Genomic DNA, 26,434 nt, shown 5'->3' on the forward strand with positions numbered 1-26,434 from the left:
TCTGGAGAGGATCGCTTGTGCTTGTGGACATGCCGCTCGACCGGCTGCGCGACTACCGCCCGGAGCCTGAGGAACCCGCCGACTTCGACGCGTTCTGGAAACGCACGCTCGACGAGTCCCCGGCCGGGGCGGAGTTCGCGCCGTGGGAGGGCGGCCTGGCCACGGTCGAGGTCCTGGACGTGACGTTCTGCGGGTGGGCGGGGCAGCCGGTCAAGGCCTGGCTCCTGCTGCCCCGCCATCGGACCGCGCCGCTGCCCGCCGTCGTGCAGTACATCGGGTACAACGGGGGGCGCGGCCTGCCGTACCAGTCGCTGGCCTACAGCGCGGCCGGGCACGCCCACCTGATCATGGACAACCGCGGCCAGGGCGGCGGCGGCAAGGCCACCGCCGACACCCCGGACGTGCACCCGGCCGGCCACGGCTCCTCCGCGCCCGGTTTCGTCACCCGCGGCATCGAGGACCCCGAGCGCCACTACTACCGGCGTCTCATGACCGACGCGGTCCGCGCGGTCGACGCGGTCAAGGCGCATCCCGCCGTGGACGGCTCGCGGGTCGCAGTGGCCGGGGGCAGCCAGGGCGGCGGGCTGGCGCTGGCCGTGGCCGGGCTGCGTGACGACGTGGCGGGGATGCTGGCCGACGTGCCGTTCCTGTGCCACTACCGGCGCGCGGCCGAGATCACCGACAACGGCCCCTACGCGGAGATCCGCCGCTGGCTGAGCGGCCACCGCTTCGCCGCGGAGACGGCCTTCACCACACTGTCCTACTTCGACGGCGTCAACTTCGCCGCCCGCGCGTCCTGCCCCGGCTGGTTCTCGGCCGGGCTGATGGACAACGTCTGCCCGCCCTCCACGATCTACGCCGCCCTCAACCGCTACGCCGGTCCCGCCTCGATCGAGGTGTACCGCTACAACGGCCACGAGGGCGGCGCCGAGTACGACCTGCCGCGCAAGTTCGCGGCCCTGCGTTCCCTGTTTTCCTGAGGAGTTCTGATGAGTTCTGACCTGCTTGGCACCCGAGCCCTCGTCACCGGGGCGGCACACGGTATCGGCGCGGCCATCGCGGTGGCGCTGGCCGAGGCCGGGGCGGACGTGGTGGTGCACTACGGGCGCTCGGCGGGCGCGGCGGACACCGTGGCGCGTGTGGAGGCGTGCGGCCGCAAGGCGCTGGCCGTCCAGGCCGACCTGACCTCCACGGAGGAGGCCGGCCGCCTGGTCGGCGAGGCGGTGGCGTTCCTGGGCGGCCTGGATGTCCTGGTGTGCAATGCCGGGCATCTGGTAGGACGGTCTACCGTGGCCGACATGTCCGACGAGCAGTTCGCCGCCACGCTCGACGTGAACCTGGGCGCCACCTTCCGCACCTGCCGCGCCGCCGTACCGCACATGGGCGCGAAGGGCCGCATCATCACGATGTCCTCGCTGGCCGCCCACAACGGCGGCGGCCCGGGCTCGGCGGCCTACGCGGCGGCCAAGGCCGGGGTCATCGGCTTCACCAAGGCCCTGGCCAAGGAGCTCGCGCCCCAGGGCATCACCGTGAACGCCCTCGCCCCCGGATTCATCGGCCGGACCGCCTTCCACGACACGTTCACCTCCGCCGAGGCGCGCTCGGCCATCGTCGGCGGCATCCCGGCCGGCCGCGAGGGCGACCCCGCCGACGTGGCCGCCGCCGCCGTCTACCTGGCCGCGCCGGGCAACGGCTTCGTCACCGGCACCACGCTCGACATCGACGGTGGCGTGTGGCCCCGCTGAGCGCGCCGCGCCTGCCGCGCGAGCGCGGCGGCTGGTGGCACGCCTACGTCTGCGGCGTACACGGCGTCGAACTCGCCCACGACGGCCTGCTGTCGGGCGCGTTCCCGCCGGAGGGGACGCGCTGCCCGTACGGCTGCCGCGTGGACACCCGCGCCGTCCGCGGCGCGTGGGCCGCCCTGGCCCACCAGGCGTGCGGGCGCCGTATCCGCCTGCTCGCCACCGTCTCCCCCGCGCAGGCCCTCCCCCCGCTGATCGAGTACGGCGAGCGGTACGCGGAACTCACCTCCGGCGGCCGCCACGAACAGGCGCAGCCGTGGATGCTCCGCGGCCGCATGTTCCACCAGGCGCTCAGCGAGGCGATCTGGGCGGTCTCGCTCGGCCACGCCGCATGGACGCTGGCCGAACACGACGTCCCCGGCCTGGACCCGCTCCTGCCGCTGCTGGACTCGCTGGAGCGGGCGGCCCGCGAGGCCCGCGCCACGCTCGTCGCCCAGGACCGCTTCACCTCCAACTACACCGCCTGGCTCAACGCCGCCGGCGCCGTCACCGCCCGCGCCGCGGCCCTCATCCGCGGCGGGACGAAGGACGGGGGTAAGGGCGGGCGCGAAGGTGCGGCGGGCGCGGACTGGCTGCGGGGCCCGCACGGCCTGCACGCGCACGCCCTGGCCGCCGTCGCGCCGGACGGCTGGGAGTGGGAGGCCTCGACCTACTACCACGGCTTCGTCCTGCGCGCCTACCTGCTGCAGTTGCGCGGCACCCGCCCCGGGGACCTGCCGGACGCGGTCGCCGCCAGGCTGCTGGGCATGATCGCGGCACTGGCCGGGACGGCCTCACCCGGCGGGGTGCTTCCCGCGCTGCACGACGGCCCCTACGACCGTCCCGCCACCGCCGCCGAGCACGCGGAACTTGGGGTCCTGGCCGCCGGTTTCGCCGCGCCGGACCATCTGGCGGCCGTCACCGCCCGCGCCGTGGCCGATGCCGGGCCCGTCCATGACCGGCTGGAGTCTTACCTTTCCGGGTGGTTCGCCGGGCCGCCGCGCGCCGCCGTACCGCCGCGAACGCGTTTCCCCGACGCGGGCCTCGCGGTGCTGCGGGCGGGTGGCGTGCACGCCGTGCTCGACTACGGCCCGCACGGCGGCAGCCACGGCCACCACGACAAACTCGCCCTCTACCTGTACGGCGAGCACACCCCCTGGCAGCCCGACCCCGGCCAGGTCCCCTACGCCGAGGACCGGTGGCGCGCCCACTTCGCCGGGCCCGACGCCCACCCCGCCCCCGGCCTGCCCGGCGCGGTACCCGCCGAGACCACCGGCACCCTGGACGCCGACGAACCCGGGCGGGTCACGGCGAGCTGCGACGACGCCTATCCGGGCGTGCGCCTCACCCGGACGGTAGTGACCGGCTCCGGCTACCTGGCCGACCTGTGCGCGCTCGCGCCGAAGGCGGACGAGCCGGTGGTGCTGCGGTTGCGGCCCGGGGTGCCGGCGGAGGCGGTCGAAGGCGGCGGCGTGGTCACGACCGTGTGGCGGGGCGAGGAGGAACTGCGCGGCCGGCACGTGGCCGACGCCCCGGCCGTGCTGTCGGCCTTTCCCGCGCCGGGCCTGGCCGACGACCCGCAGCGGGCCCGTACCTGCCTGGACTGGGCGGCGCGGGGTCCGGTCACGTTCTGCTCGGTGTACCAGGCGGCGGGTGCCGAGCCCGCGGTGCTCGGCGTGGCGGTGGCGGACGGCGTTCTCAGCGTGACGCTGGCGGGCGGGACCGTCGAGAAGCACCCGCTGCCAAGAGCGGGCGGGGCCGTCGAGGAGCATCGGGTGCCATGAGCGGGCGGCGCTGGGATCAGGCGATGGTGCGCTGGCTCGGGTACGCGACCGTGCCGGCGTTCGCCGGGGCCGGGTTCTGCCTGCTCGCGCTGGGGGTCGTGACGTGGCTGCCGGCGCTGGCCGCCGCCGCGGCGGCGCTGCGGGCCTGGCGGGAGGAGGGCGAGCACCGGGTGTTCACCGGCGTGCTGCGCGCCTTCCCCGGCTACCTGCGCCCCCTGCTCCCGCACGCGCTCGCCTCCACCGCCGCCATGGCGCTGCTCGGCGCGAACGTGCTGTTCCTGCTGCGGCGGCCCGGCGAGCTGGCCGGGCCGCTGCTGTGGGGGCAGCTCGGCGTGCTCGCCGTCGCACTCGTCTACCACGTGCACCTGGCCGTGGCCGCCGCCCGCGCGCCCGGCGCGGGGGCCCGTGCGTGGGCGCTGACGGCGCTGCGCGGGTTCGGGGCGCCGGGGCCCAGCCTCGCGATCCTGGGGGCGGCGGTGGCGGCGGGCATCCTCACGATCGTGCTGCCGTTCGGACCACTGCTGTACGGGCCCACCGTCCCCCTCCTGCTCGCCCTGCATCTCGGCGCCGGGCGCGGTTAGGGCCAGTCGATCACGCCGGTCCACGGGCGCGGCGACTCGTGCACCGGCTCGCCGTCGCGCCGGACCCCGACCGCCTCCACCAGCGCCGCCCTGCCGCCGGAGACGATGACCGCCGCCGCCTCGGCCTCGATCCCGGCCGCCGTGATCTTCCGCTCCGCGGGCGACAGAAGGACCAACTCGCCGTCGAACGACAGCGCCGTGCCGTACCCGCTGTCGAGGGGGAGGCGCGCGGACGTCGGCGGGGCGGGGTTCAGGGCGGCGGACGGCTCGATCGTGTGCAGGAGGCGCGCCTCCCGCACCCGCGCGGTCGTGGTGCGGACGGTGTGCAGCGTCTTCACGATGCGCAGGCTCGGCGTGGAGGAGGTGGGGCTGGCCTCGATCTCGGTGACGTCCCGGGTGATCTCGACGGGCTCGGGCGACAGGCGGCGTACCCAGGCGAGGGCGGGTCCCGAGACCAGCGCCAGATCGGAGGCGCCGGGATCGGCGGGCCAGTCGGTGTGCAGGAGCATGGTCCAGGCGCGCGGCTCGGCGGCGGCCAGCGTGTCGAGCAGCACGGTACGGCCGCGCGGGGTGACCACGAGCGTGCGGTCGCAGCGCAGCACGCCGAGCTCCTCGGGGAACATCACCGCCGTGGAGGAGGTGGCGTGGGCGAAGCCGTCGCGGGCCAGCACGTCGCGCATGCCGGGCACGCGGTCGTCGGGCAGGTCCTTGTAGACGTGGTAGCGGCCCTCCCCCGCCCAGCCCGAGCCGTCGACCAGCACGAGGTTGTGGTGGGCCGCCCGCTTGGCGTTGCAGTAGCCGTCGTCGACGGCGAGGAAGGCCCCGTGCGCGGCCAGCACGAACGAGCCCGCGTCCGGGTGGTGATGTCCCGCGCTCAGCGTGTCCCAGCCGCGCTCGTCGCGCAGCCGCCGCGACTCCCGCCACGCGCGGTGCCCGCCGCCGGGAGCGGACTTGAAGCTGAGGTACGCGGCGTCGCCGGCCCAGCTCGTCCGCGTGGTGAGCTGGCCGAGGTCGGGGAAGTAGGCGCTCGTCTCACGCGGCGGCTCCGGGGCGACCGACGGGTCGTACCAGAGGAGTTCGAGATAGGCCTCGGCCAGCACGCCCGGCTTGACGCCCGACTCGTACGCCTCGCGCCACAGGAAACGCTCCGACACCAGGTCGGCCAGCCAGCGCGCGCGGCCGTCGCGGTAGGCGGAGGCGAGCTTGTGATACAGGGCCGGGCTGTGGCCGCTGCGGCGGTCGTGGCAGTCGCCGTGGTCGGCGTTCTCCTCGAAGCCGGGCGCGCATTGGTGCAGCCGCCAGCCGAAGGTGTTGCGCAGGAAGCCGCCACGGTCCCACAGGCTCACGCCCTCCAGGCGCTCGACCAGATCGGCGTGTACGGCCAGCCACGGCACGCCGTACCGCCAGTAGACGACGCCCTCGCTGTCGGAGCCGTCCTCGGGCAGCGACTCCAGGACGGTCTCCAGGTTGCGCCGGGCACGGGCGGTCCAGGCGGGCTCGTCCAGCAGGTACCCGGCGGCGGCCAGGCCCGCGTGGCAGATCCAGTTGTGGTTCTGCCAGTAGCTGGAGGACCACCAGCCGCCCTCGCTCGCGACCGCGTGGTCGTACAGGCGCCGTCCCTGCAGGCGCAGCTTGGCGCGCAGCGCCTCCAGGCGGCCGGGGCCGAGGTCGTCGCCGAGCCAGCCGCAGGCCATCGACAGTCCGTGGAGCAGCCAGCCGGCGTCCAGATCGTGGTCGGGCAGGTGTGCCTTGCCCCAGTGGGGATAGGAGATCGCGGTCGAGATCCAGCGCCAGGCCTCCTCCAGGTACGCGCGGTTGCCGGTCAGCCGGTAGGCCAGGGCCAGGTTGGCGGCGGCGGGGCCGAAGTAGGTGATGCTGGCTCGCGGATGCTCGGCGGGCGGCCGCTGGCGGCGGTACCAGTCGCACTGCTCGTGCAACCGGCGCCACTGCGCGGCGTGCGTCGTGGTGAGCAGGTCCCTCAGGCCGTCAACGGGAAACACACGACCTCCTTGTGCAACGTTTTACTGAGGGTTCACCCTAGACCATGGGCAGCAGGACCCTCCAGCAGGGCGCTACAATGACCGCCATGAGCGGTGCAACGATCCACCAGGTAGCGAAGGCCGCGGGCGTCTCCCCCAGCACCGTGTCCAACTTCCTCAACGGCCGCCCCGGCCGGATGCTGCCGGAGACCAGGGCCAGGGTCGAGGAGGCCATCAGGCACCTCGGCTACCGGCCCAACCGCGCCGCGCGGCAGTTGCGTACCGGCCGCGTCCAGGTGGTCGGGCTGGTCGTCCCGTCGGTGGCGAACCCGTTCTGGGGCGCGTTCGCGCTCCACCTGGAAGGAGCGGCTCTGGCCGCCGGGTACCACGTGCTGCTCTGCAACAGCGCCCGTGACCCCGAGCGCGAGCGCGCCTACATCGACGAGCTGTGGGCCGACGGCATCCGCGGCGTCGTGCTCTGCTCCTCACTGCCCTCGCTCGACCACGTGCTGCCCCTCGTCGAGCAGGGGCTCAACCTGGTGGCCTTCGACCGCACCGCCCAGGCCGGCGACCCGTCCCGCATGGTCAACATCAGCGTCGACAACGTCATCGGCGCCCAGCTCGCCACCCGCCACCTGCTGGAGCTCGGCCACCGCAGGATCGCGTTCGTCTCCGGCGCGCTGCGCAGCGTCAACCGGCGCGAGCGCTTCCGCGGCTTCCGCGACGCCCTGGAGAGCGCCGGGCTCTCCCCCGACGAGGCCATCGTGTGGTCGGGCGCCGCCGACGAGCCCTACGGCGACCTCGACGTGGCCGGGCTCGGCCGGCGCGCCGCCGCCGACCTCATGCGCGAGGACGACCCGCCCACCGCGATCGTCGCCATCAACGACATGTGCGCGCTGGGCGTCAGCGCGGGCGTGCGCGACGCGGGGCTGCGCGTCGGCCAGGACGTCTCCGTCGTCGGGTTCGACGACATCGTCCTCGCCGACCTGGCCGCGCCGCCGCTCACCACCGTCCGCCAGCCCATGGCCGACATGGCCGCCGCCGCGTTCACCCACCTGCGCGAGTGCGTCGAGTCCGACGAGCCGGCCACCGGCCGATCGCTGCTGATGCGGCCCGAGCTCGTGGTCAGGGGCTCTACTGGCCCCGTGCCACCGCCGCGGTGAGCAGCACCAGCACGAACGTCGTCACCCCCGCCACCCCGTGCAGCAGCACCGCCAGCACGGGCAGCCGCCGTTCCGCGCCCTTGGCGTGCCGGCCCGCGCCGAGCCAGCGCGTGAACAGCGTGAACCCCAGCAGCGCCGCGCCCGCGAGCACCCCGAACGCCGCCCAGGCCAGCACCCGGTTCCCGGTGAGCAGGAACGCGACCCAGCAGGCCAGCGCGCAGATCGCGAGAGCCGGATGGGAGAAGATCAGCGCCACCGGGAAGCGGGTGACCTTCGTCGCCTGTTGTCGCAGGCCGCCGCCCGAGAGCCAGAGGTAGAGCAGGTAGATGCCGACGATCGCAGTGAACAGCCATGTCACGACAGTGACCAGACCCACCGGGCCTCCTTGTAGTCCCCACGCCCTATCGCCACGTTAAGCACAAGACATCACGTACGTCTTTCAGATCCACGAAAGCGCTATATCCTCCTCCAACCACCCACCCGACCCGTCCTGCGCCATTCCACCCCCCAAACCACCACATTCCCCACCCGCCGTCCTTGGCCCGCCCCGCCCGCACCCCGGCACGCCTCCCTTCCCTTGCCCGCGCATCCCGCCGCACCACCTCCTGGCGTACCGGCTCTTCCCCGCACGCCGGACACATCCGGGTAACGCCGTCTCCCTGCCCGCCAGGAGGACCGCCCTCCCGGACAGGCCGTCTCCCCACCGCTCGCACGCACCTCGATCCAGGTCCGCCTCCCCACAAGGCCCATGCCGGGTTGTTCCTTCGGGGCGCACCACTCCTCCCGGCCCCTGGAAGCCCCGCCGCTTCCGGATACCGGGCGCTCCGGTCGTTCGCCGGGTCCTTCCCCGCCCCGGGCGCTCCGGGCCACCGGGGGTGGGATGTGGGGCTGGTTGTCGGGGGTGTGTGCCAAGGTAGAGGGGTGCGTCGCATTCACCCGGACACCCATGACGACCCCGACCTGGCCCAGGCCTACGCCTACCCTGAGGGCCGGCCGTGGCTGCGGGTCAACATGGTGGCCAGCGCCGACGGCGCCGCCTGGCTCAAGGGCCTGTCCGGGGGGCTGTCGAGCAAGGGCGACCGCCGGGTGTTCGGGGTCCTGCGCGGGCTGGCCGACGTGATCCTGGCGGGGGCCGCGACCGTCCGCACCGAGGGGTACGGCCCCGCCAAACGCCGCCCCGGCAGGCAGGTCCCCCCGCCGATCGCCGTGATCACCCGCCGGCTCGACCTCGACCTTGGCAGCCCGCTGTTCACCGAGGCCGAGTCGCCCACGATCGTCATCACCTGCGAGGCGGCCCCCGCCGACCGGCGGGCGGCGGCGGGCAGGCAGGCCGAGGTGATCCTGGCGGGCGCGGACCGGGTCGACATGGCGCTGGCCGTACGGGCGCTGCGTGAGCGTGGCCTGGACCGGATCCTGTGCGAGGGCGGGCCGCGGCTCAACGCGCAGCTCGCGGCGGCCGACCTGATCGACGAGCTGTGCCTGTCGGTGAGCCCGCTGCTGGTCGGCGGCACCGCGGCGCGCATACTCAACGGCGAGAGCGCGAACGTCGGCCTGACGCTGGCCCAGGTGCTCGAGGAAGACGGCGTGCTGTTCAACCGCTACGTGAGGGAGTGAGCCGATGGAGGAGCCCACCGAGATCCAGCTCGACCTGCCGGTGCTGCCGCCGGTGGCGCCGATGCTGGCCAAGGCGGTCAAGGCGATGCCGAAGCAGGACGGCGGCCTTTTCTACGAGCCGAAGTGGGACGGCTTCCGCTGCATCATCTTCCGCGACGGCGACGAGGTGTTCCTGGGCAGCCGCAACGAGCGGCCGTTCACCCGGTACTTCCCCGAGCTGGTCGAGGCGGTGAAACGCGAGCTGCCCGGCAAGTGTGTGGTCGACGGCGAGATCGTGCTGATCCATGACACGCACCTCAACTTCGAGCAGCTCCAGCAGCGCATCCATCCGGCGGCCTCGCGGGTGAAGATGTTGTCGGAGACGACTCCGGCCTCGTTCATCGCCTTCGATCTGCTGGCGCTGGGCGAGGAGTCGCTGATGGAGACGCCGTTCGCCGACCGCCGCGCCCGCCTTGAGGGGATATTTCCTGAAAAGGGGCAGACAGGCGCCATCCGCCTCACCCCGGTCACCAGGAACGACGAGCAGGCCGGCGAGTGGTTCGAGATGTTCGAGGGCGCCGGACTCGACGGCATCATCGTCAAACCCGGCGACCAGCCGTACATCCCCGACAAGCGCACCATGTTCAAGGTCAAGCACGAACGCACCGCCGACGTCGTCGTGGCCGGATACCGCGAGCACAAGACGGGCCCGATCGTCGGCTCGATCCTGCTCGGCCTCTACGGCCCCGACGGCAAGCTGCACCACGTGGGCGTGGCCGCCTCGTTCCCCATGGCGCGCCGGGCGGAGCTGGTGGAGGAGCTCAAGCCGTACCTCGCCCAGCTCGGCGAGCACCCGTGGGGCGCGTGGGCCGACCAGGCGATCCTGCAGGCGCAGGAGGGCGGCCCGGCCGCGACGCCCGCGCGCGGCGGCCAGCGCATGCCCGGCGCGGTCTCGCGGTGGAACGCCAAGAAGGACCTGTCGTTCATCCCGCTGCGGCCGGAGCTGGTGATGGAGGTGGCCTACGACGCGATGGAGGGCGACCGGTTCCGCCACACAGCCCAGTTCCGGCGCTGGCGACCCGATCGGACACCCGAATCCTGCAATTACGAGCAGCTTGAAAGACCTGTTGCCTATAACCTCGACGACATCCTTGCCCGCTGACCCCCAAAGCCGTTATATCTCGACATATGAGCACCGGCGATGACGTACGCGCGGCAGTCTCGGCCCGCCGCGACCTCGGACCCGAGTACGAGGACGCGGTGGTCGAGTCCTTCATCGACAAGATGAGCGCCGAGATCGATCGCAGGGTCGACGAGCGCGTGGCCAGGCTGCCCAGCGCCAAGCAGGTGGCGCGCCAGAGCAGCAGGTCCGACGGCATGCGACTGGCCCTGGCGATCGTCTCCCTGGTCATGGGCACCGCCGCCACGATCGTCCTGCTGGCCCTGGACGCCAGCACCGGGGGCCTGATCTGGATCTGGGGCGGCCTGGCCATGGTCAACTGGGCGTTCGCCAGCGGAATGGGCGAGCGCAAGAGCTGATTCCGGGGCTCACTCCAGCCAGACGAGCCCGGCGAACCGCCCGGCCACCTGCTCGCGCCGGTGGGAGTAGAGGTCGCCGGTCTCGATCGTGCAGCGCGCGTCGTGGCGCACCTCGCCCACGCCCGCCGCCAGCAACTGCGCCTCGATGCCCGCTCGCAGGTCAAGGGCGGGCGTGCCCCAGGAGGTCGTGGAGTGGGTCCGCGACACCCTCCCGGCCACCCGCGCGCGCAGGTCCTCGGGCACCTCGTAGCAGCGCCCGCACGCCCCGGGCCCGATCAGCGCCACCATCCGCGCGGCCTGCGCGCCCTTGCCGACCATGGCCCGCACCAGCGAGCCGGCGATCCCGGCCTCGGTGCCGGGACGTCCGGAGTGGGCCGCCCCGACCATCCGCGCCACCGGATCGGCCACCAGCACGGACGGGCAGTCGGCCCCGAGCGCGGCCAGCGCCAGGCCGGGCTCACCGGTGAACACCGCGTCCACCGGCGGCGGATCGTCCCCGAAGGGCTCATCGACGTGGACGACGTCCGCGCCGTGCACCTGCTTCATGAAGACGATCCCGCGCACGCCCAGCTCGGCCGCGAGGCCCGCCCGGTTGGCCCGCACGGCCTCCGGGTCGTCGCCGACCAGCCCACCGAGGTTGCGCGAGGTGTACGGCGGGGCACTCACACCGCCGTGGCGGTCGGTGACGGCGGCACGGACGCCGGGAGCCAGCTGCATGGCGGCCATCCTATGGCCACTGATCCCAACCAAGCATATGCTTGGTTCCGTGATTGACTACCGCAACCTCATCGGCGGAAAGCTCGTCCCCGCGGCCGACGGCAGGACCCTCGACTCGGTCAATCCGGCCACCGGAGAGGTGTGGGCCCGCATCCCCGCAGGTGGCAAGGCCGACGCGGAAGCCGCCGTCGCCGCCGCCAGGAAGGCGCTGCCCCGCTGGTCCGCCCTGCCCGCTCTGGGCCGCGCGCACTTCCTGCGGCAGGTGGCCGAGATCTTCACCCGGCACACCGAGGAACTCGCATCCCTGGAGACCACGGACAACGGCCGCATCCTGCGCGACACCCTGAAGAGAGACCTGCCCGGCATGGCCTACCTGTGGCAGATCGCCGCCGGTCAGTGCCTGGAGGCGGTCAAGGGCGACACGGTCATCCTCGGCCCCGACGCGCTGGGCATGACGCGGCGCGAGCCGTACGGCGTGGCGGTCTGCGTCATCCCCTGGAACAGCCCGATCTCGACGTTCTCCGCCAAGGCCGCCTTCGCCCTGGCCGCCGGCAACACGGTGATCGTGAAACCGGCCGAGCAGGCGAGCGTCTCAGTGCTGCGGCTGGGCGAACTGCTGGCCGGCGTCTTCCCTCCCGGCGTGCTCAACATCGTCAGCGGCATGGGCGAGGACGTCGGCGACGCGCTGGTCCGCCACCCCGGCGTCAACAAGATCAGCCTCACCGGTTCCACGGAGACCGGCCTGGCGATCACCAGGGTGGCCGGCATCAAGCCGATGACGTTCGAGCTCGGCGGCAAGTCCCCGAACATCGTCTTCCCTGACGCCGACCTCGACAGGGCGGCCGAGGGCGTGACGGTCAACTCGATCTACACGGGCAACGCCGGACAGGTCTGCGTCGCCGGCTCGCGTATCCTCATCCACCGCTCGATCTGGGAGGAGATGCTCGCCCGCATCACCGCGACCGCCAGGGGCATCATCCTCGGCGACCCGCTCGACCTGGCCACCACGATGGGCCCGATCGTCTCGGCGGGCCAGTACGAGCGCGTGGCCTCCTACCTGGAGATCGCCGAGAAGGAGGGCGCGGAACTGGTCTTCGGCGGGCTGACCGGCGCCGAGGTGGTCCCCGGACTGCCCGGCGGCTACTGGGTCTCCCCCACGCTCTACACCGCCGCGGACAACGCGCTGCGCGTCTGCCAGGAGGAGATCTTCGGGCCGGTGGCGGTGGCCATGCCGTTCGACACCGATGACGAGGCCCTCGCCATCGCCAACGACTCCGCGTACGGCCTGGCCGCCGGCGTCTGGACCCGCGACCTGGCCCGCGCCCACCGGTTCGTCCGCGACCTGCAGAGCGGCACCGTCTGGGTGAACACCTTCCGCCAGATGCCGCCCGGCCTGCCGTTCGGCGGGGTGAAGGACTCGGGCTACGGCCACGACGCCGTCCTGGAGTACACCAGGGAGAAGGCGGCCATCATCCAGACCTGGGAGTGACGCGTTTCACTTCGGTCACACTACTTGACTCCAGGTCCAATAGTTCGCGAGGCTCGGCCCATGGCATTAGCGCGACGACTCGCAGCCGCCGGAGCCCTGGTGGCGTTCGTGATCGGCGGGGTGAGCCTCGCCGCCGGCATCGGCACGGCCTCGGCGCAGACCGGATCGGAAGCCGCCACCGTGGTCTCCACCTGCCTGCCGATCCCGCTGATCCCCTGCGACGAGCCTTCGGGCGGGGGCGAGCCGGAGGACCCGTGGTCGTCCGCCCCGAACCCGGTCGACCCGAAGCCGCAGGACTCCTGGTCCGAGGGCCCGCCCCCGCAGGAGGACGAGCCGAAACACCCGTGGAAGCCCGTGGACGAGGACGAGCGCAGGGTCCCCGACGGCCATCCCGAGACGGGCGCCGGCGGGCTGGCGCGAGAGGGAGCCGTCTGGCCGTTCGCCGTCGGCGGCGCCGCGCTCCTGACGGGCGCGGGACTCACCGGTTTCGCGGTACGGCGGCGCAAGGGCGGCGCGTAGTTGGCCCAGAGGCTCATCCTGGCCGGGGCGGGCGCCGTCTCCCTGGCCGGGATCGCGCTGATCGCCCTCGGCCTCAACGGCCTGTTCACCCCGCCCCCGGCCCCGGCCGCCGCCACACCCGCCCCGCCACGCGACATCAAGATCCCCCGGGGCGGCCGGGTCGCCGCCCCGATGGAGCCCGCCCGCCCCACCGCCGTCTACATCCCCTCCATCGGCGTGTCCGCCCCGCTGATGGAGCTCGGCCTGGACGCCAAGGGCGCCATCGAGAACCCGCCGCTCAACCCCCCGAACCTGGCCGGCTGGTACCGCTACGGGCCGGTCCCCGGCCAGCGCGGCGCCGCCGTCATCACCGGCCACCTCGACACCAGGACGGGACCGGCCGTCTTCGCGTACCTGCGCAACGTCAGGAAGGGCGACCAGGTGCAGGTGCTGCGCGCCGACCGGTCGGTGGCGGTGTTCCTGGTGGACAAGGTCGAGCACACCCCCAAGACCCGCTTCCCCACCCGTAAGGTGTACGGCAAGCTGGCCTACCCCGGCCTGCGCCTGGTCACCTGCGGCGGCGCCTTCGACGCGCGGGCGGGCAGCTACGAGGAGAACACGATCGTCTACGCCCACCTGGCCGCCCCGTACCACCCCCGGTCTAGCCGGCCGCCTGGAGGGTGAGGGTCGGGCCGGGCGGCAGGGACAGGGCGAGCTCGCGGGTGGTGCCGTGGTGGTCGAGGGTGAGGTTGGCCTGGCCGCCGGTGCCGAAGGGGCAGGCGGCGGACAGGGCTGACGGACCGCGTACCTGCACCAGGATCGGGCGGTCCGTGGTGATGGAGCCGCCGGGCAGCGCGAGGGTGCCGGGGCGGTGGAAGACGATCTGGGTGAGGTCGAGGGTGCTGTGCCGTACGGCCTGGATGTCGGGGGTGTTGGCGAGCACGGTCAGCGGGCGCGGGGCGGTCAGCGTGTCGGCGGGCGGGCCGGGGACGGCGATGTAGGCGTAGGTGGCGTCGGAGGGGGCGCGGCCGTGGTCGAGCCAGATCTCCAGGACGTCCGCCGACAGCTCGCGCGCCGACTGCGAGCGGTTGACCGCGGCCCAGCTGCCCGAACGCGCGCCGGAGCGGACCGTGAGCGGGGCCGGGTGCGGGAAGAAGTAGGTGACGCCGTTGTGGTGGAGGGTGCCGTCGGCCAGGCGTACCTCGCCGGTCAGCGTGGTCTGGTCGATGGTGGTGTGGACGGGGACGTCCGGGTCGGCGCAGGTGATGCCGGCGCCGAGCGCCACGTACTCGTCCAGGAAGAAGAACCACGACTTGCGGGCCCGGACGCCGTCGCGGTCGAGGTGCATGGCGGCCATCGCGTAGGGGCCGTCGGTGAGGCCGCCGGCGAAGTCGGAGCCGCCGGTGTCCTGGCCGAAGTCGGCGGCGGGCAGCGGCCCGCCGCGGTAGGCGACGGTGGTGCCCGGCAGGTGGCGCCAGTCCTGCACCGGCCAGAGCGCGTGGTACTCCTCGCCGGTGCGCCACAGGTGGGTCACGCCGTCGCACAGGTGCCGCCCGCTCAGGCCCTCGCCGTTGCCCGCCTCGGACAGGACCGTGCGGGTCGAGGAGGTCTTGACCGCCGCCGACCAGCTCGGACGGTAGACGGCCAGGTAGTCGGAGCGCCAGAAGTAGCGGGCGCCGGTGCCGGGGCCCTGGCCGAAGTGGAGCAGTTCTTCCGCGCGGGGCCCGCCGCCGGCGGCCAGGGACCTGGCGGCCACCTCCAGGGCGGGGCCGCGGGCGGCGTTGCCCTCGCGGGTGCTCTCCCTGCCCATGCAGGCGATGTCGTAGCGGCCGGCGTGGATCATCCAGCGCTGCCCGTCGAGAAGGTAGGCGGCCAGGACCTCCATCGCCTCCTCCGGCAACGCCATCGGGGTGCCCGCGGCCAGCGTGGCGAGGGCCGCCATGTCCACGGCGAAGCTGTGGCCGTAGCCGCCCGAGTAGAGCTGCGGGCCGTGCTGGTGGAAGCTGTGGTCGGGCTGGATCCCCTCGCCCTCGCCCGGGACCAGCAGCGTCGCGGCCTGGCCGAACGCCTCGGCGAGCCCCTCGTCGTCGCCGCCGAGCAGGCAGCGGCGGATGACGACCTCGGCCGCCCAGAGCAGGTTCTGGCCGGTCATCCCGGTCACGGCGGCCCGCCCGAGTATCCGGGTGAGGCGCGGGTCGTGCGCGGTCCCGAGCAGCAGCGCGGCGTCGCCGAGGACGCGCGGGGCGCCGAGCTGGTCATACCACCAGTTGGGGCAGCGCAGGTCCATCCGCAGCCAGGCGTCCAGGGCGCGCCCGGCCGCTCCGGGCTCGGCCGGGGCCAGCGCCCTGAGCCTGACCAGGTGCTCGAACGGCGCCCAGACGGTCACGTCCAGGTCGGCGTAGTCGATGTCGGCCCAGAGGCCGTCGGGGCCCGGTGCGGCGGGCGGGGGCCCGGCCTCGCGGCGCAGCGCGGCCAGCAGCCGCGCCCGGATCGTGTCGGCGGCCTCACTCACGACGATCACTCTAAGGGTCGCGGGGCAGCCCGAGCGCGCGCTCGGCGATGATGTTGAGCTGCACCTCCGTGGTTCCGCCGCCGATGGTGAAGGCGCGGGTGGCGAGGATCATGCGGTTCCAGTAGCGGCTGGACGGGTCCACCGACCAGCAGAACTCCGAGATCGCCTGCGCGTGTCGCATGCCGAGCAGCTTGCGTACGCTCGCCGCGGTGCCGGTGCCGCCGCCCGACAACTGGGACAGCGTGACCCGCAGGCCGAGGGCGGAGATCGCCTGGCCCTCCGCCCACAACCGGCCGGCCTGTTCCCACTGCGACGGGCGCAGGCCGTCGCGGACGGTGACCAGCCGCATCATGTCGGTGTGCCGCGAGCCGGGTCCCCAGGAGTCGCCGAGGGCGACGCGCTCGTGCGAGAGGGTGTCGCGGGCCACCTTCCAGCCGTTGTCCACTTCGCCGACCACCAGGTCGTCGGGGACGAAGACGTCGTCGAGGAAGACCTCGTTGAAGATCTCCTCGCCGTTGATCTCCTTGAGCGGCCGGACGGTGACGCCCGGCGTGGCCATGTCGACCAGGAAGTACGTGATGCCCCGGTGCTTGTCCGGGGAGGTCCTGGCCAGGCAGATGCCCCAGTGCGCGTACTGGGCCAGCGACGTCCAGATCTTCTGCCCGCTCAGCGACCAGCCGCCCTCCACCCGGGTGGCCTTGGTCGACAGGCCCGCCAGGTCGGATCCGGCGCCGGGCTCGCTGAACAGCTGACACCACACGATCTCGCCGGTGAACGTTCTGGGCAGGAAACGTTCCTGCTGCTCGCGGGTGCCGTAGGCGACGATGGAGGGCACCGCCCAGGCCGCGATGCCCAGGTTGGGCCGCTTCAGCTCGCGGAACTCCTGGTGGATGACGACCTGCTCCAGCGGGGTGGCCGCCCGGCCCCACGGCTTGGGCAGATGGGGCATGATCCAGCCCTCCCGCGCGAAACGGCCGAGCCGGGCGAGGGGCTCTTCTCCGGCCAGTTCCCGCGCCTGCGCCCGGATCCGCTCCCGCAGTGCCTCCGCCTCCTCGGGCAGGTCGGGCTCCATGGCGCGCCGCGCGCCCGCCGCGGCCAGGCGGGCCACGCGCTCGCTCCACTCGCCCGGGTCGCCGGCCAGCATGCGGCCGGACAGGGCGCGGCGGTAGTAGCGGTGCGCGTCGTGCTCGAAGGTGTAGCCGATGCCGCCCAGCACCTGGATCGCGTCCGCGGTGCAGCGCACGGCCGCGTCGGGCGCGAGCACCGCCGCCACCGCCACCGCGAGCCCCACCTCATCCGCTCCTGCGCATCCCGCCACTTCTGCACGGTCCGCCACCTCTGTACGGTCCGTCGCTTCTGTACGGCCCGCCGCTGTACGCCCCGCCGTGTCGAGGGCGCGGGCGGCGTCCCAGACGGCGGCGCGGGCCTGCTCCAGGGCGACCAGCGCGGCGGCGACCCGGTGCTTGACGCCCTGGAACTGCCCGATCGGCCGCCCGAACTGCTCGCGGACCTTGGCGTAGGAGGCGGCGGTGTCCACGGCCCAGGCGGCAAGGCCGCACGCCTCGGCCCCGATCAGCACGGCCGCCAGTTCCCTGACCGGCACCGGCCCCAGCTCCCGCCCCTCGGGCACCCCGGTCACGGTCACCGCGCAGAGCGGGCGGTCGAGGTCCACGCCCTCCAGGGGTTCGGCGGTGACGGACGACGCGTCGAGCAGTGCCCAGCCGCCGTCCACGGGCACGAGGAAGAGGTCGGCGTCGGCGGGGCCGAGGGCGGTGGCCGTACCGGAGAGGGCGACCGCGGCGGTGAGGGTGCCGTCGGCGAGGCCGTCGAGCAGGGGGTTGCCGTCGGCGAGGGCGGCGGCGGCCAGGACGGTGGGCAGGAAGGCGCCGCCGGCGCGGGCCCGGCCCAGTTCCTCCAGCACGACGCAGAGCTCCGGAAGCCCGAAGCCCTGGCCGCCGTGCGACTCCGGCACGTGGACGCCGAACAGGCCCTGCCGCGCCAGCGCCGCCCGGTCGATCCCGCGTGCGGCCGCCCCGCGTACGGACTCGGCCAGCGCCCGGTGTTCCTCGGTCAGTCCGATGCTCATGGGCCGACTCTAGAACCTTGTTCGGTCACGTTCAAGGTTGGATGAATCTGCCGGCGACTCTGGCCAACCATGCAGAAACACGCATACGATCTCGGCGGTCATCCGACCTCTCAGGAAGCAAGGGGCAAGCATGGTGCTGGACGTCGGGTTCGGCGGATCGTTCACGACCAGGACCGGCTACACCCCGGCCACCGGCGAGGTCGCCGCCGGGCGGCTGACCAGGCGCACCGGCGGTGAGGAACACGAGATCGGCGCCGGAGTACGCCTGAAGGGCGGCGAAGAAGGCCTGACCTACCACCCGGCCCGGCCGCTCGGCGCGGCCACCGTGGACCACCCGATCGCCGTGGAAGCCGCCTACACCCCGGACCCGGCCCAGAACGCGCCGGCCACCATCCTGTCCATTGGGGGCGGCATCTGGTTCCGCCACCGCACGGCCACCGAGATGGAGTACGGCTTCGCCGACGTCTGGGCCACGGTGGAAGCCCCCGAGCCGGGCAGGGAACACACCGTGGCCCTCGCCTACGAGCCGACCCCGACCGGCGCGACCCTGCGGGCCTACCTGGACGGCGCCCCGCTCCCCCCGCTCACCTCGGCCGGGGGCAGGGCCCCGAAGCTCGCCGACACCATCGGCCTGGGCAACGACGCACACCCGTCGTCCCACGGCCACGGCATGAAGGCACTGGTCAGCCGTGCCATCGCCACCGCGTTCACCGGCGCCTACGCCCCCGCCCTCCTGAGCGCGCCGGCCCCCGCGCCGAACGACCCCAAGCCCGGGCCGCCGCTCCCGACGGGCGATCTGGAGCCGAGCTGGCGGCTGCCGGTGAGCGCGGCGGAGGATCCGGCCTCGCTGGTGGCCAAGGCCGCGATGCTCCGGCCCAGCCGGCGCCAATACGACTGGCAACGCCTGGAACAGACCGCCTTCCTGCACTTCGGCGTCAACACCTTCACCGGCCAGGAGTGGGGCCACGGCGACGAGGACCCGGACCTGTTCCAGCCGACCGGCCTCGACACCGACCAGTGGGCCCGCGAGCTGAAGGCGGCCGGGTTCGGGCTGGCCATCCTCACCGTCAAGCACCACGACGGCTTCGTCCTCTACCCCTCCCGCTACACCGGCCACACCGTCGCCGCGAGCAGCTGGCGCGACGGCAGGGGCGACGTGCTGCGCGCCTTCACCGACTCCGCCCGCGAACACGGCCTGAAGGTCGGCGTGTACATCTCCCCGGCCGACGAGAACTCCTACGCCCGCGGCGTCTACGCCAACGGCAGTCCCCGCTCCCCGCGCCTCATCCCCACCCCGGTCGAAGGCGACACCCGCCCTCCGGCCGGAACGCGCACCTACGAGGCCACCGACTACGGCGCGTACATGCTCAACCAGCTCTACGAGGTGCTCACCGAGTACGGGCAGGTGGACGAGGTCTGGTTCGACGGCTCCCTGGGCCGCATCCCGCCCGGCAAGACGGAGAAGTACGACTTCGACAGCTGGTACGCCCTCATCCGCGACCTGGCACCCCACGCCACGATCGCCGTGGCCGGTCCGGACGTGCGCTGGGTCGGCAACGAGGGCGGCCTGGCCCGCGAGAACGAGTGGAGCCCCATCCCCGTACGCCTGACCGGCGAGGCCCTCATCGACTACGCCGTCCTCCCCGGCAGCCCCGACACCGGCAGCCGCACCGCCGTCGCCGAGGCCGCCGCCACCGCCACCCACCTCCAGTGGTGGCCCGCCGAGGTCGACGTCAGCATCCGCCCAGGCTGGTTCTACCACCCCGGCCAGCGGCCCAAGACGGTCGACCAGCTCATGGACATCTACCTCACGTCCGTGGGCCGCAACGCCGTCCTGCTGCTCAACATCCCCCCGGACCAGGAGGGCAGGCTACCCGCCCCCGACGTGGCGAGGCTCCGCGAGTGGCGCGCCAGGCTGGACCGCGAGTTCCCGTTCAACCTGGCCACCGGCGCTAAGCCCACCGGCCACCCGGCCGTGGACGGTGACCAGGACACCTCCTGGAAGGTCACCGGCCCCCTGGAGATCACGCTGCCCACCGCCCACGAGGTCGACAAGGTCGTCCTGGCGGAGGACATCCGCCACGGCCAGCAGGTCGAGTCGGCCGTGGTGGAGGTACGGCAGGCCGACGGCACCTGGCACCAGATCGCCGCCGCGGGCACGATCGGCTACAAACGCATCCTCACCCTGGCCGAGCCGGTAACCGGCCAGGAGTTCCGCCTGCGTATCACCGCCCACCGCGCCCAGCCGTACCTGACCCACTTCGCCCTCTACAGAACCGCCCCCGGGCGCTCCTAGCCCCCTCGGCGTGCCCGTTCAGTCATCCTCATCCGGGCAGCCCGGCGGCCCTTTACGTTCCAGGCCGATCGGAGCGGGCACGTCGGGCTCGCCGGGGAACCGCTTGACGATGATGCCGTGGGAGGCGACCGGCTCGCCGGAGTTCGCCCCGGCCCAGAACCTCAGGACTTCCTCACGGTCCGCGACGATCACGGCCGGCCGGCCGGCTGGAGGCTTGACGGCGCACGCGATCGCATGCCACGTATCCGCGCCGGCCAGCCCCGGGAACGCCAGCCCCAGGACCGCCAGGATGGTCACCGTCATCCGCTGCCGCACCTTGTCGTCCTCCCGCCTCTGATCGTCGGCCAAGCCTGGCAGCCTCCGATCACGCCCCGGTGACGCGGGGCGGGGTTCGCCGTGCCCCGGTCACCCGGGACGGAACGTCAGCCCGCCGGCCGCGGCTCAGGCCGACGGCGCCCACACGAAGCCGTCCGGATCGGTGAAGGGCTCGGCGTCACTGCCGATGACCAGCCGGTGCGACCCGCTGCCCTCGGGCGGCACTCCGGTGACCTTGGCCAGGGCCTTGCGCTTGTAGAGCGACAGCGAGAGGGGACTCGACGGCGGCGAGAACTCGACGTATCTGCTCCCGAAGCTCTTCGTCACCTCGAATCCGTGCTCGACGTAGAACCTCTTGCTCGCCTGCACGTCCTGCGCGCCCAGTTGCAGCACCACCTCGTCGATCTTCCGTGTATCCGGGCCGGTGTCCTTCTTCGACGAACTCGCGATCGTCCAGATCGTGCCGTCCGGGGCCCGCAGGACGCCGCCGTAGCCCCACAGGGACTTCACGACCGGCTTCAGGGGCTTGGCGCCGGCCTCGACGGCGGTGCCGTAGAGGCTGTCGACGGTGGAGGGCTGGGCGACGACGAGCGACATGGCGAAGCCGCGGAAGCCGGACGTGGGCGCGTCCGAGGCGCGCAGGCGCAGCCGGTCGTCGAGGCCGAAGGCGGCGGCGTAGAAGCGCTCGGCGTCCGCGGGGCTGGGCACCTCTAGGGTGACGAATTCCAGGTTGGCCATGGTGCCCACGCTAGGTGCGCCAGGATGGGCCCCGCTTCTCGAATCCTGCTCGATGTGCCTGACCCTTCGTCCCGAGCACCCAGAGCCCGCTCCGCCCAGCCCGGGTCGCCGGGGGAACCCGGGCATTCGCGGATGTCACTGGCCCTTCCGGGCCTGGCCGGGGCGAAGCTCAACGCCGCGGACAAGGCCGTCACGCCGCCCCGCACGTGGTCGTGGCCGCGGCGTTAGTCCTTGTCCTTGTTGGCTCTGGCCTTGCTGGGCTGGACGCGCATCGGCTCGCCCGGCATCTTCGGGTAGTTGGGCGGGTAGGGCATGTCGCCGCGGTCGTCCTTGGCGTACCACTCCAGGAGCCGGTCGAGGGGGTAGGCCTCGTCGTCGATGGCGGCGTGGACGTCGCCCTTGTCGGCGAAGCGGGCGGGCATCGTACGCAGGTCGAAGTCGGCGGGTTCCGCGTCGGCCAGTTCGTCCCAGGTGACGGGAGCGGAGACGAGCGCCTCCGGCCGGGCGCGGACGGAGTAGGCGCTGACGACGGTACGGTCGCGGGCGTTCTGGTTGAAGTCGATGAACACCCGATCGCCCCGCTCCTCCTTCCACCAGGCGGTGGTGACCAGGTCGGGCGCGCGGTCGGCCACGGCCCTGGCCAGGGCGATCCCGGCGTGCCGCACCTCGACGAAGTCCCAGTTCGGCTGGATGCGAACGGCGACATGGACGCCCCGGTTGCCGGACGTCTTCGCGAACCCGGTCATGCCCAGCTCGCCGAGCACCTCCCGGGTGAGGAACGCGGCCTTCCGCACGGCGTCGAAGGGCAGCCCGGGCTGCGGGTCGAGGTCGATGCGGAGCTCGTCGGGATGTTCGACGTCCTGGGCCCGCACCTGCCAGGGGTGGAAGTCGATGGTGCCGAGGTTGGCGCAGTAGGCGATGGCGGCGACCTCCGTCACCCGCAGCGAGTCGGCCTTGCGCCCGCTCGGAAACGTGACCGTGGCCGTCTGCAGCCAGTCGGGATGCTTGGGCGGCATGCGCTTCTGGTAGATGGCCTCGGTCTGGATGCCGTCGGGATGGCGCTTGAGGTTGGTGGGGCGATCCTTCATGGCCCGCAGGGCGCCTTCGCCCACGCTGATGTAGTACTCCACCAGCTCCCGCTTGGTGATCCCGACATCAGGAAAGTAGACCTTGTCGGGGTTGGTGACCTTGACGATCCGCTCTCCGACTTCAAGCTCTATGTACGGCGATGCCATGCCCACGACCATACTCGCCACCCCCGTCAAGAAACCCGCACCAGGGACCCGGCGCCGGAAGGTGGTTCCCGGTCGGGTGGTCAAGGGAGGGCCGTGACGGCGAGGCATGTGTCCGACGTGAGAAGCGATCCCGCCGATCGGCGCCCGCCCGCGTCGGCGGGTGGCGGTGGGGGCGGCTTGCCGTAACGGAAAGTCGCCGTGACAACAGTTCGCCGCAACAAGGAGAAGCATCAGAGGAAGAGAGTAGGGGCGCCGTCCGGAGCCCGGCCGGTGGCGGGACCGGGGGCTCGACGGACGGACAGAAGATCACTCGACACCGTTCCGGGCGCTGGCGCGTCGCCCGGCCGGCCTTACGGTCGTCGGCGACGCCAGCACGGGCGTGGGCTGTGCCGCTCGGACGACCAGACGGGTGATCTCACCCCAGTACAGGAGGCGATGACGCCCCCCATACTGATAAAGACGCAGATTCGCCCCAGAAAGGATGCTTCCCCCTGCGGAGATCTCTTTTTGCCGGATCTCGTACGCTGGACTCATGGACAAGGTGGTCAAGAGCGAGGCCGAGTGGCGGGTGAAGCTCTCGCCCGAGGAGTTCCACGTGCTGCGCGAGGCCGGCACCGAGCGGCCCTTCACCGGCGAGTACGTCGACACCAAGACCGAGGGCGTCTACTCCTGCCGCGCGTGCGGGGCGGAGCTGTTCCGGTCGCAGGGCAAGTTCGAATCGCACTGCGGGTGGCCGAGCTTCTTCGAGCCGTCGAACTCGGATGCCGTCACCCTGATCGAGGACCACAGCCACGGCATGGTCCGCACCGAGGTGCGCTGCGCGCGCTGCGACTCCCACCTGGGACATGTCTTCCACGGCGAGGGCTACGCCACGCCCACCGACGACCGGTACTGCATCAATTCCGTCTCGCTCAGGCTCGAACCCACCGAGTGATCAGCTGGCGACAGCGCGTACCGACCGCCCGGCGCGGGTAGGGAAATCTATGTGAGCCTTGTCCATTTTCGTCATCGCTGGGTGACGATTGAGGCGATCGGCCGCGTCATCACGCAGCGGTGCGAGGTCTGCCTCAAAACCCGCGTCCGTATCCGCTGAGCTCCAGGGCAGCACCCCCGGGTTCAGCGGGTCAGTCGGTGTCGGGATGGGTGACACGGCAGGTCGTGTCGGCGGGGCCGAGGATGTTGGCGAGGATCGGGTTGCCGTTCTCCCCGAACTCCGCCTGGACGAAGACCACGGGGTCGGTGACGCCGTGCTCGCGGAGGTAGTCGAGGCCGCGTTCGCACAGGGTGAGGGCTTTCTTCGAGTTGTCCGCCTCTTCCGGCAGGTCGGTGTAGATGCGCAGATATCCGCCGACGGTGCGGATGTCCTTGAGGTGTTTGACGGCCGGGTCGCCGGATCCCCAGCGGGTCCGGAAGTGCTCGGCCGCCTTCTTGTCGGTGTGCGGCCCCCCGGCCTTGATCGCGGAGGGCTCCACCACAGTCGCCTGGCTCGCCGCGCCCGTCTCCGCCGGCGCGCCGGTCACGACCGGCGCGTCCGTCACGACCGGCCTGTCCGTCACGACCGGCCTGTCCGTCCCGGCCGGTGTGTCCGTCCCGGCCGGTGTGTCCGTCACGGCCGGCTTTCCCGCGCCGGCCCACGGCCTGCCCGTCGACCCGGCCGCGGCGGGAGCCGACCAGGGCAGCGCCCCTCCTCCGCCCGCGTCCGGGCGCTCCAGCGCGAACCACCCAGCCACGATCCCGAGCACCAGCGCCACCCCACCGGCGCCCGCCCGCCACGGCCACCGCGGCTTCGCGCGCCGCCGTCCATGTCTTCCGGGAGTTCTGGAACGCGCCACCCGTACACCCCCGCTCCCAAGGGATTTCCTTCACGATTGTGGCAAGAACCAGGCGATCAGGTAGGGGAGATGGAGATTTTGCCCGGCCCGTCGGAAGGCGCCGGGCAAAACCGCCTACGGCAGCGCGTTGACCAGCTCGCCGACCGGCTTGCGTACGCCGGTGTAGAAGGGGATCTCGATCCGGGTGTGCTCGCGGGCCTTCGCCCCCCGCAGGTGCCGCATCAGGTCGACGATCCGGTGAAGCTCGTCGGCCTCGAAGGCCAGCATCCACTCGTAGTCGTTCAGCGCGAAGCAGGCCACCGTGTTGGCCCGCACGTCCGGGTAGTCGCGGGCCATCAGCCCGTGCTCGGCCAGCATCGTCCGCCGCTCGGCGTCGTCGAGGAGGTACCACTCCAGCGAGCGCACGAACGGATAGACGCACACGTAGCCCCGCGGCTCCTCCTCGGCCAGGAAGGCCGGGATGTGCGACTTGTTGAACTCCGCCGGCCGGTGCAGCGCCATCGCCGACCACACCGGCTCGCTGCCCCGGCCGAGGCCGGTACGGCGGAAGCGTGAGTACACGTCCTGCAGGTCCTCCGGCGAGGCCGCGTGCCACCAGAACATGTAGTCGGCGTCGGCCCTGAACCCGGCCACGTCGTACAGGCCGCGGGTGACGACGCCCTTGCGCGCCTCCTGCTCCAGCAACTCGGTGACCTCGTCGGCCAGCCCCTCGCGGTTGCCCGGGCACGGCTCGGTGACCTTGAACACCGACCACATGGTGTAGCGGATCACCTGGTTAAGATCGCGGGCCTTCGGCCTCTGCGCACCCTCAGTCATGTGTCAATTCTCCCAGTATCCGGGCGGCAGCCGTACGAGCCGTGGCGACGCACGCGGGAATCCCGAGCCCGTCGTAGGCCGCGCCGCAGACGGCGAGCCCCGGCTGCACGGCCACCGCCGCGCGAACCCTGGCCACCCGATCCAGGTGGCCCACGTTGTACTGCGGCAGCGCGCCGCCCCACCGGGTGACGCGGGTGTCCACGGGCAGCCCGCGTACCCCCATCACCTCCGCCATCTCCGCCGTGGCCAGGGAGACCAGTTCGGAGTCGGCGCGCTGCAGAAGGTGCTCTTCGCCGATCCGGCCCACCGAGCAGCGCACGATGAGCAGGTCGCCGGACAGGTGCGGCCACTTGACGGAGCTGAACGTGGCCGCCTTGACCGGCCGCCCCTCGACCGGGGGCACCAGATAGCCGCTGCCGGTCGGCGGCTCGGGGAAGGCGTCGGGGGTGTAGGCGAGGGTGACGATGGCCATGCTGGCGTACTCGATCCTGGCCAGTTCGGCGGCGGCCTTCGGGACCTCCTCGCGCAGCAGCCGCGCGGCGGGCGCGGCGGGGACGGCGAGGATCACCGCGTCCGCCTCGATCACCTCGGGCCGCGGCACCGGCCCGGTCACCAGCAGCCAGCCCGACTCGGTACGGCGCAGCTCCCTGACCGTCACCCCGGTCCTGATGTCGGCGCCGCCGGCCTTGGCCACCGCCTCGGGCAGGCTGCCCAGCCCGCCGCGCAACGAGTTGAAGACCGGTCCCGCCGCCTTGGGCGCCTCCCCGACGATCTCGCGGGTCGCGCCGAGCAGGGAACGCTCCGTGCGGGCGGCGATCGCGATGCCCGGCATCGTGGCTTCCAGGGAGAGCATGTCGGAACGCCCGGCGTAGACGCCGCCGAGCAGCGGCTCCACCAGCCGGTCGAGGACCTCGGCGCCCATGCGGGCCCGGATGTAGGCGGCGACGGAGACGTCCGTGCGCACGAGCGTGGCGGGCAGCACCTGGTCGAGCGGGACCCGCAGGAGCCCGGCCGGCGAGATGATGCCCGACCTGGCCAGCTCGGTGAGGTCGGCGGGGACGCCCATGACCTGGCCCTTGGGCATCGTCCGCAGCGCGCCGCGCGAGTAGATGGCGGCCGAGGTGGTGCCGGGGCTGACCAGGTCGTCGCCGAGCCCCACGGCCTTGGCCAGGTCCTTGCCCTCGGGCCGCCTGGCCAGCATCGCCTCGGCGCCCTCGTCCACGCGGACCCCCGCCACCTCGGAGGTGTGCAGCTTGCCCCCGATGCGCGGGCTGCCTTCGAGCACGGTCACCTTGACGCGTTCGCCGCCGTTGTGCCGCAGGTGCCACGCCGCGGCCAGCCCTGAGATCCCGCCTCCGACGATGACGACGTGCGCCCGGTTCCCTTCCACGCTTCCTGACGCTACCGCCTGCCGGCGCCGGTCGGACGCGTGACCCTATCGAGACGCCTCCGTGAGAACCGGCGCCGGGCGCGACCCGTC

Annotated in this window: 24 protein-coding genes; 13 read left to right on the plus strand and 11 right to left on the minus strand. The window is 72.8% G+C overall.

What is annotated here, in order from left to right:
• Positions 1 to 17 precede the first annotated feature (17 nt).
• The 4 genes from ACIBKY_RS17005 to ACIBKY_RS17020 are packed head-to-tail and all read left to right on the plus strand — an operon-like array spanning position 18 to position 4,146.
• Positions 18 to 980 carry an acetylxylan esterase gene (locus ACIBKY_RS17005; protein WP_397097577.1) on the plus strand — a complete coding sequence of 321 codons (963 nt, stop codon included), beginning with the start codon at positions 18 to 20 and terminating at the stop codon, positions 978 to 980.
• A gap of 9 nt (positions 981 to 989) precedes the next feature.
• Positions 990 to 1,745 (plus strand): SDR family NAD(P)-dependent oxidoreductase, encoded by a 756-nt coding sequence (locus tag ACIBKY_RS17010; RefSeq protein WP_397097578.1) that lies wholly within the window; start codon positions 990 to 992, stop codon positions 1,743 to 1,745.
• Positions 1,733 to 3,565: a heparinase II/III family protein gene (locus tag ACIBKY_RS17015; RefSeq protein ID WP_397097579.1), complete on the plus strand. Its 1,833-nt coding sequence runs from the start codon at positions 1,733 to 1,735 to the stop codon at positions 3,563 to 3,565. The genes ACIBKY_RS17010 and ACIBKY_RS17015 overlap by 13 nt, the downstream gene beginning before the upstream one ends.
• Positions 3,562 to 4,146 (plus strand): hypothetical protein, encoded by a 585-nt coding sequence (locus ACIBKY_RS17020; RefSeq protein WP_397097580.1) that lies wholly within the window; start codon positions 3,562 to 3,564, stop codon positions 4,144 to 4,146. Before ACIBKY_RS17015 ends, ACIBKY_RS17020 begins: the two co-directional genes overlap by 4 nt.
• On the opposite strand, the gene ACIBKY_RS17025 is transcribed toward ACIBKY_RS17020, so the two are convergent.
• Complete coding sequence (locus tag ACIBKY_RS17025) at positions 4,143 to 6,146, minus strand: hypothetical protein (RefSeq protein WP_397097581.1); 2,004 nt, start codon at positions 6,144 to 6,146, stop codon at positions 4,143 to 4,145. The two genes, ACIBKY_RS17020 and ACIBKY_RS17025, sit on opposite strands and share 4 nt — an antisense overlap.
• A gap of 86 nt (positions 6,147 to 6,232) precedes the next feature.
• Between ACIBKY_RS17025 and ACIBKY_RS17030 the strand changes: the two genes are divergently transcribed.
• Positions 6,233 to 7,288, plus strand: coding sequence for a LacI family DNA-binding transcriptional regulator (locus tag ACIBKY_RS17030; RefSeq protein WP_397097582.1), 1,056 nt, complete (start codon positions 6,233 to 6,235; stop codon positions 7,286 to 7,288).
• Here the strand turns inward: ACIBKY_RS17030 and ACIBKY_RS17035 are convergent.
• Positions 7,260 to 7,664 carry a hypothetical protein gene (locus tag ACIBKY_RS17035; RefSeq protein WP_397097583.1) on the minus strand — a complete coding sequence of 135 codons (405 nt, stop codon included), beginning with the start codon at positions 7,662 to 7,664 and terminating at the stop codon, positions 7,260 to 7,262. The genes ACIBKY_RS17030 and ACIBKY_RS17035 overlap by 29 nt on opposite strands.
• Positions 7,665 to 8,209: 545 nt before the next feature.
• Between ACIBKY_RS17035 and ACIBKY_RS17040 the strand changes: the two genes are divergently transcribed.
• From ACIBKY_RS17040 to ACIBKY_RS17050, 3 genes are read left to right on the plus strand one after another with little or no spacing between them, the layout of a single operon-like run.
• The gene (locus ACIBKY_RS17040; protein ID WP_397097584.1) at positions 8,210 to 8,902 is read left to right on the plus strand and encodes a pyrimidine reductase family protein; all 693 of its coding nucleotides are present in this window, start codon (positions 8,210 to 8,212) and stop codon (positions 8,900 to 8,902) included.
• A 4-nt stretch (positions 8,903 to 8,906) separates the two neighbouring features.
• A complete protein-coding gene (locus tag ACIBKY_RS17045; RefSeq protein WP_397097585.1) occupies positions 8,907 to 10,043 on the plus strand; it encodes an ATP-dependent DNA ligase in 1,137 nt (378 codons plus the stop codon).
• 26 nt (positions 10,044 to 10,069) lie between these two features.
• Complete coding sequence (locus ACIBKY_RS17050; protein ID WP_397097586.1) at positions 10,070 to 10,420, plus strand: hypothetical protein; 351 nt, start codon at positions 10,070 to 10,072, stop codon at positions 10,418 to 10,420.
• A gap of 9 nt (positions 10,421 to 10,429) precedes the next feature.
• Here the strand turns inward: ACIBKY_RS17050 and ACIBKY_RS17055 are convergent, their stop codons facing one another.
• Positions 10,430 to 11,137, minus strand: a complete 708-nt coding sequence (locus tag ACIBKY_RS17055) for a polyphenol oxidase family protein (protein ID WP_397097587.1) — start codon at positions 11,135 to 11,137, stop codon at positions 10,430 to 10,432.
• Between the two features lie 49 nt (positions 11,138 to 11,186).
• Here ACIBKY_RS17055 and ACIBKY_RS17060 point away from each other — a divergent pair, with 49 nt between their 5' ends.
• The 3 genes from ACIBKY_RS17060 to ACIBKY_RS17070 are packed head-to-tail and all read left to right on the plus strand — an operon-like array spanning position 11,187 to position 13,808.
• Entirely contained in the window at positions 11,187 to 12,626 is a 1,440-nt protein-coding gene (locus ACIBKY_RS17060; protein ID WP_397097588.1) for an aldehyde dehydrogenase family protein, read from the plus strand.
• A 60-nt stretch (positions 12,627 to 12,686) separates the two neighbouring features.
• The gene (locus ACIBKY_RS17065) at positions 12,687 to 13,145 is read left to right on the plus strand and encodes a hypothetical protein (protein WP_397097589.1); all 459 of its coding nucleotides are present in this window, start codon (positions 12,687 to 12,689) and stop codon (positions 13,143 to 13,145) included.
• On the plus strand, positions 13,146 to 13,808 hold the full coding sequence (locus ACIBKY_RS17070; RefSeq protein WP_397097590.1) for a class F sortase: 663 nt from the start codon (positions 13,146 to 13,148) through the stop codon (positions 13,806 to 13,808).
• On the opposite strand, the gene ACIBKY_RS17075 is transcribed toward ACIBKY_RS17070, so the two are convergent.
• Complete coding sequence (locus ACIBKY_RS17075) at positions 13,786 to 15,636, minus strand: polysaccharide lyase family 8 super-sandwich domain-containing protein (RefSeq protein WP_397097591.1); 1,851 nt, start codon at positions 15,634 to 15,636, stop codon at positions 13,786 to 13,788. The two genes, ACIBKY_RS17070 and ACIBKY_RS17075, sit on opposite strands and share 23 nt — an antisense overlap.
• A gap of 10 nt (positions 15,637 to 15,646) precedes the next feature.
• Entirely contained in the window at positions 15,647 to 17,722 is a 2,076-nt protein-coding gene (locus ACIBKY_RS17080; protein ID WP_397097592.1) for an acyl-CoA dehydrogenase, read from the minus strand.
• Positions 17,723 to 17,852: 130 nt separating this feature from the next.
• On the opposite strand from ACIBKY_RS17080, the gene ACIBKY_RS17085 reads away from it, so the two are divergent.
• Positions 17,853 to 20,018, plus strand: coding sequence for an alpha-L-fucosidase (locus ACIBKY_RS17085; protein ID WP_397097593.1), 2,166 nt, complete (start codon positions 17,853 to 17,855; stop codon positions 20,016 to 20,018).
• Between the two features lie 18 nt (positions 20,019 to 20,036).
• Here ACIBKY_RS17085 and ACIBKY_RS17090 read toward each other — a convergent pair whose 3' ends face one another.
• The 3 genes from ACIBKY_RS17090 to ligD all read right to left on the minus strand — a co-directional run bounded on the left by ACIBKY_RS17090 (position 20,037) and on the right by ligD (position 22,306).
• The gene (locus ACIBKY_RS17090; RefSeq protein WP_397097594.1) at positions 20,037 to 20,366 is read right to left on the minus strand and encodes a hypothetical protein; all 330 of its coding nucleotides are present in this window, start codon (positions 20,364 to 20,366) and stop codon (positions 20,037 to 20,039) included.
• Positions 20,367 to 20,459: 93 nt separating this feature from the next.
• Entirely contained in the window at positions 20,460 to 21,071 is a 612-nt protein-coding gene (locus tag ACIBKY_RS17095) for a glyoxalase (protein ID WP_397097595.1), read from the minus strand.
• 224 nt (positions 21,072 to 21,295) lie between these two features.
• Positions 21,296 to 22,306 carry a non-homologous end-joining DNA ligase gene (gene ligD / locus ACIBKY_RS17100; RefSeq protein ID WP_397097596.1) on the minus strand — a complete coding sequence of 337 codons (1,011 nt, stop codon included), beginning with the start codon at positions 22,304 to 22,306 and terminating at the stop codon, positions 21,296 to 21,298.
• A 532-nt stretch (positions 22,307 to 22,838) separates the two neighbouring features.
• On the opposite strand from ligD, the gene msrB reads away from it, so the two are divergent.
• Complete coding sequence (gene msrB / locus ACIBKY_RS17105) at positions 22,839 to 23,240, plus strand: peptide-methionine (R)-S-oxide reductase MsrB (protein WP_397097597.1); 402 nt, start codon at positions 22,839 to 22,841, stop codon at positions 23,238 to 23,240.
• A gap of 190 nt (positions 23,241 to 23,430) precedes the next feature.
• Here msrB and ACIBKY_RS17110 read toward each other — a convergent pair whose 3' ends face one another.
• The 3 genes from ACIBKY_RS17110 to hemG form a co-directional block, all read right to left on the minus strand.
• Complete coding sequence (locus ACIBKY_RS17110) at positions 23,431 to 24,048, minus strand: hypothetical protein (protein ID WP_397097598.1); 618 nt, start codon at positions 24,046 to 24,048, stop codon at positions 23,431 to 23,433.
• Between the two features lie 204 nt (positions 24,049 to 24,252).
• Positions 24,253 to 24,954, minus strand: a complete 702-nt coding sequence (hemQ, locus tag ACIBKY_RS17115; protein WP_379613830.1) for a hydrogen peroxide-dependent heme synthase — start codon at positions 24,952 to 24,954, stop codon at positions 24,253 to 24,255.
• The gene (gene hemG, locus ACIBKY_RS17120; protein ID WP_397097599.1) at positions 24,947 to 26,344 is read right to left on the minus strand and encodes a protoporphyrinogen oxidase; all 1,398 of its coding nucleotides are present in this window, start codon (positions 26,342 to 26,344) and stop codon (positions 24,947 to 24,949) included. Before hemG ends, hemQ begins: the two co-directional genes overlap by 8 nt.
• Positions 26,345 to 26,434 lie beyond the last annotated feature (90 nt).

This window comes from Nonomuraea sp. NPDC050394 (genome assembly GCF_044459065.1).
In the GTDB taxonomy this organism is placed as follows: domain Bacteria; phylum Actinomycetota; class Actinomycetes; order Streptosporangiales; family Streptosporangiaceae; genus Nonomuraea.

Coding starts and splice junctions, on each gene's coding strand:
- ACIBKY_RS17095 (WP_397097595.1), bottom strand. CDS start 21,071: ATGGCCAACCTGGAATTCGTCACCCTAGAGGTGCCCAGCCCCGCGGAC.
- ACIBKY_RS17055 (WP_397097587.1), bottom strand. CDS start 11,137: ATGCAGCTGGCTCCCGGCGTCCGTGCCGCCGTCACCGACCGCCACGGC.
- msrB (WP_397097597.1), top strand. CDS start 22,839: ATGGACAAGGTGGTCAAGAGCGAGGCCGAGTGGCGGGTGAAGCTCTCG.
- ACIBKY_RS17080 (WP_397097592.1), bottom strand. CDS start 17,722: ATGAGCATCGGACTGACCGAGGAACACCGGGCGCTGGCCGAGTCCGTA.
- ACIBKY_RS17020 (WP_397097580.1), top strand. CDS start 3,562: ATGAGCGGGCGGCGCTGGGATCAGGCGATGGTGCGCTGGCTCGGGTAC.
- ligD (WP_397097596.1), bottom strand. CDS start 22,306: ATGGCATCGCCGTACATAGAGCTTGAAGTCGGAGAGCGGATCGTCAAG.
- ACIBKY_RS17050 (WP_397097586.1), top strand. CDS start 10,070: ATGAGCACCGGCGATGACGTACGCGCGGCAGTCTCGGCCCGCCGCGAC.
- ACIBKY_RS17045 (WP_397097585.1), top strand. CDS start 8,907: ATGGAGGAGCCCACCGAGATCCAGCTCGACCTGCCGGTGCTGCCGCCG.
- ACIBKY_RS17065 (WP_397097589.1), top strand. CDS start 12,687: ATGGCATTAGCGCGACGACTCGCAGCCGCCGGAGCCCTGGTGGCGTTC.
- ACIBKY_RS17010 (WP_397097578.1), top strand. CDS start 990: ATGAGTTCTGACCTGCTTGGCACCCGAGCCCTCGTCACCGGGGCGGCA.
- ACIBKY_RS17030 (WP_397097582.1), top strand. CDS start 6,233: ATGAGCGGTGCAACGATCCACCAGGTAGCGAAGGCCGCGGGCGTCTCC.
- hemQ (WP_379613830.1), bottom strand. CDS start 24,954: ATGACTGAGGGTGCGCAGAGGCCGAAGGCCCGCGATCTTAACCAGGTG.
- ACIBKY_RS17085 (WP_397097593.1), top strand. CDS start 17,853: ATGGTGCTGGACGTCGGGTTCGGCGGATCGTTCACGACCAGGACCGGC.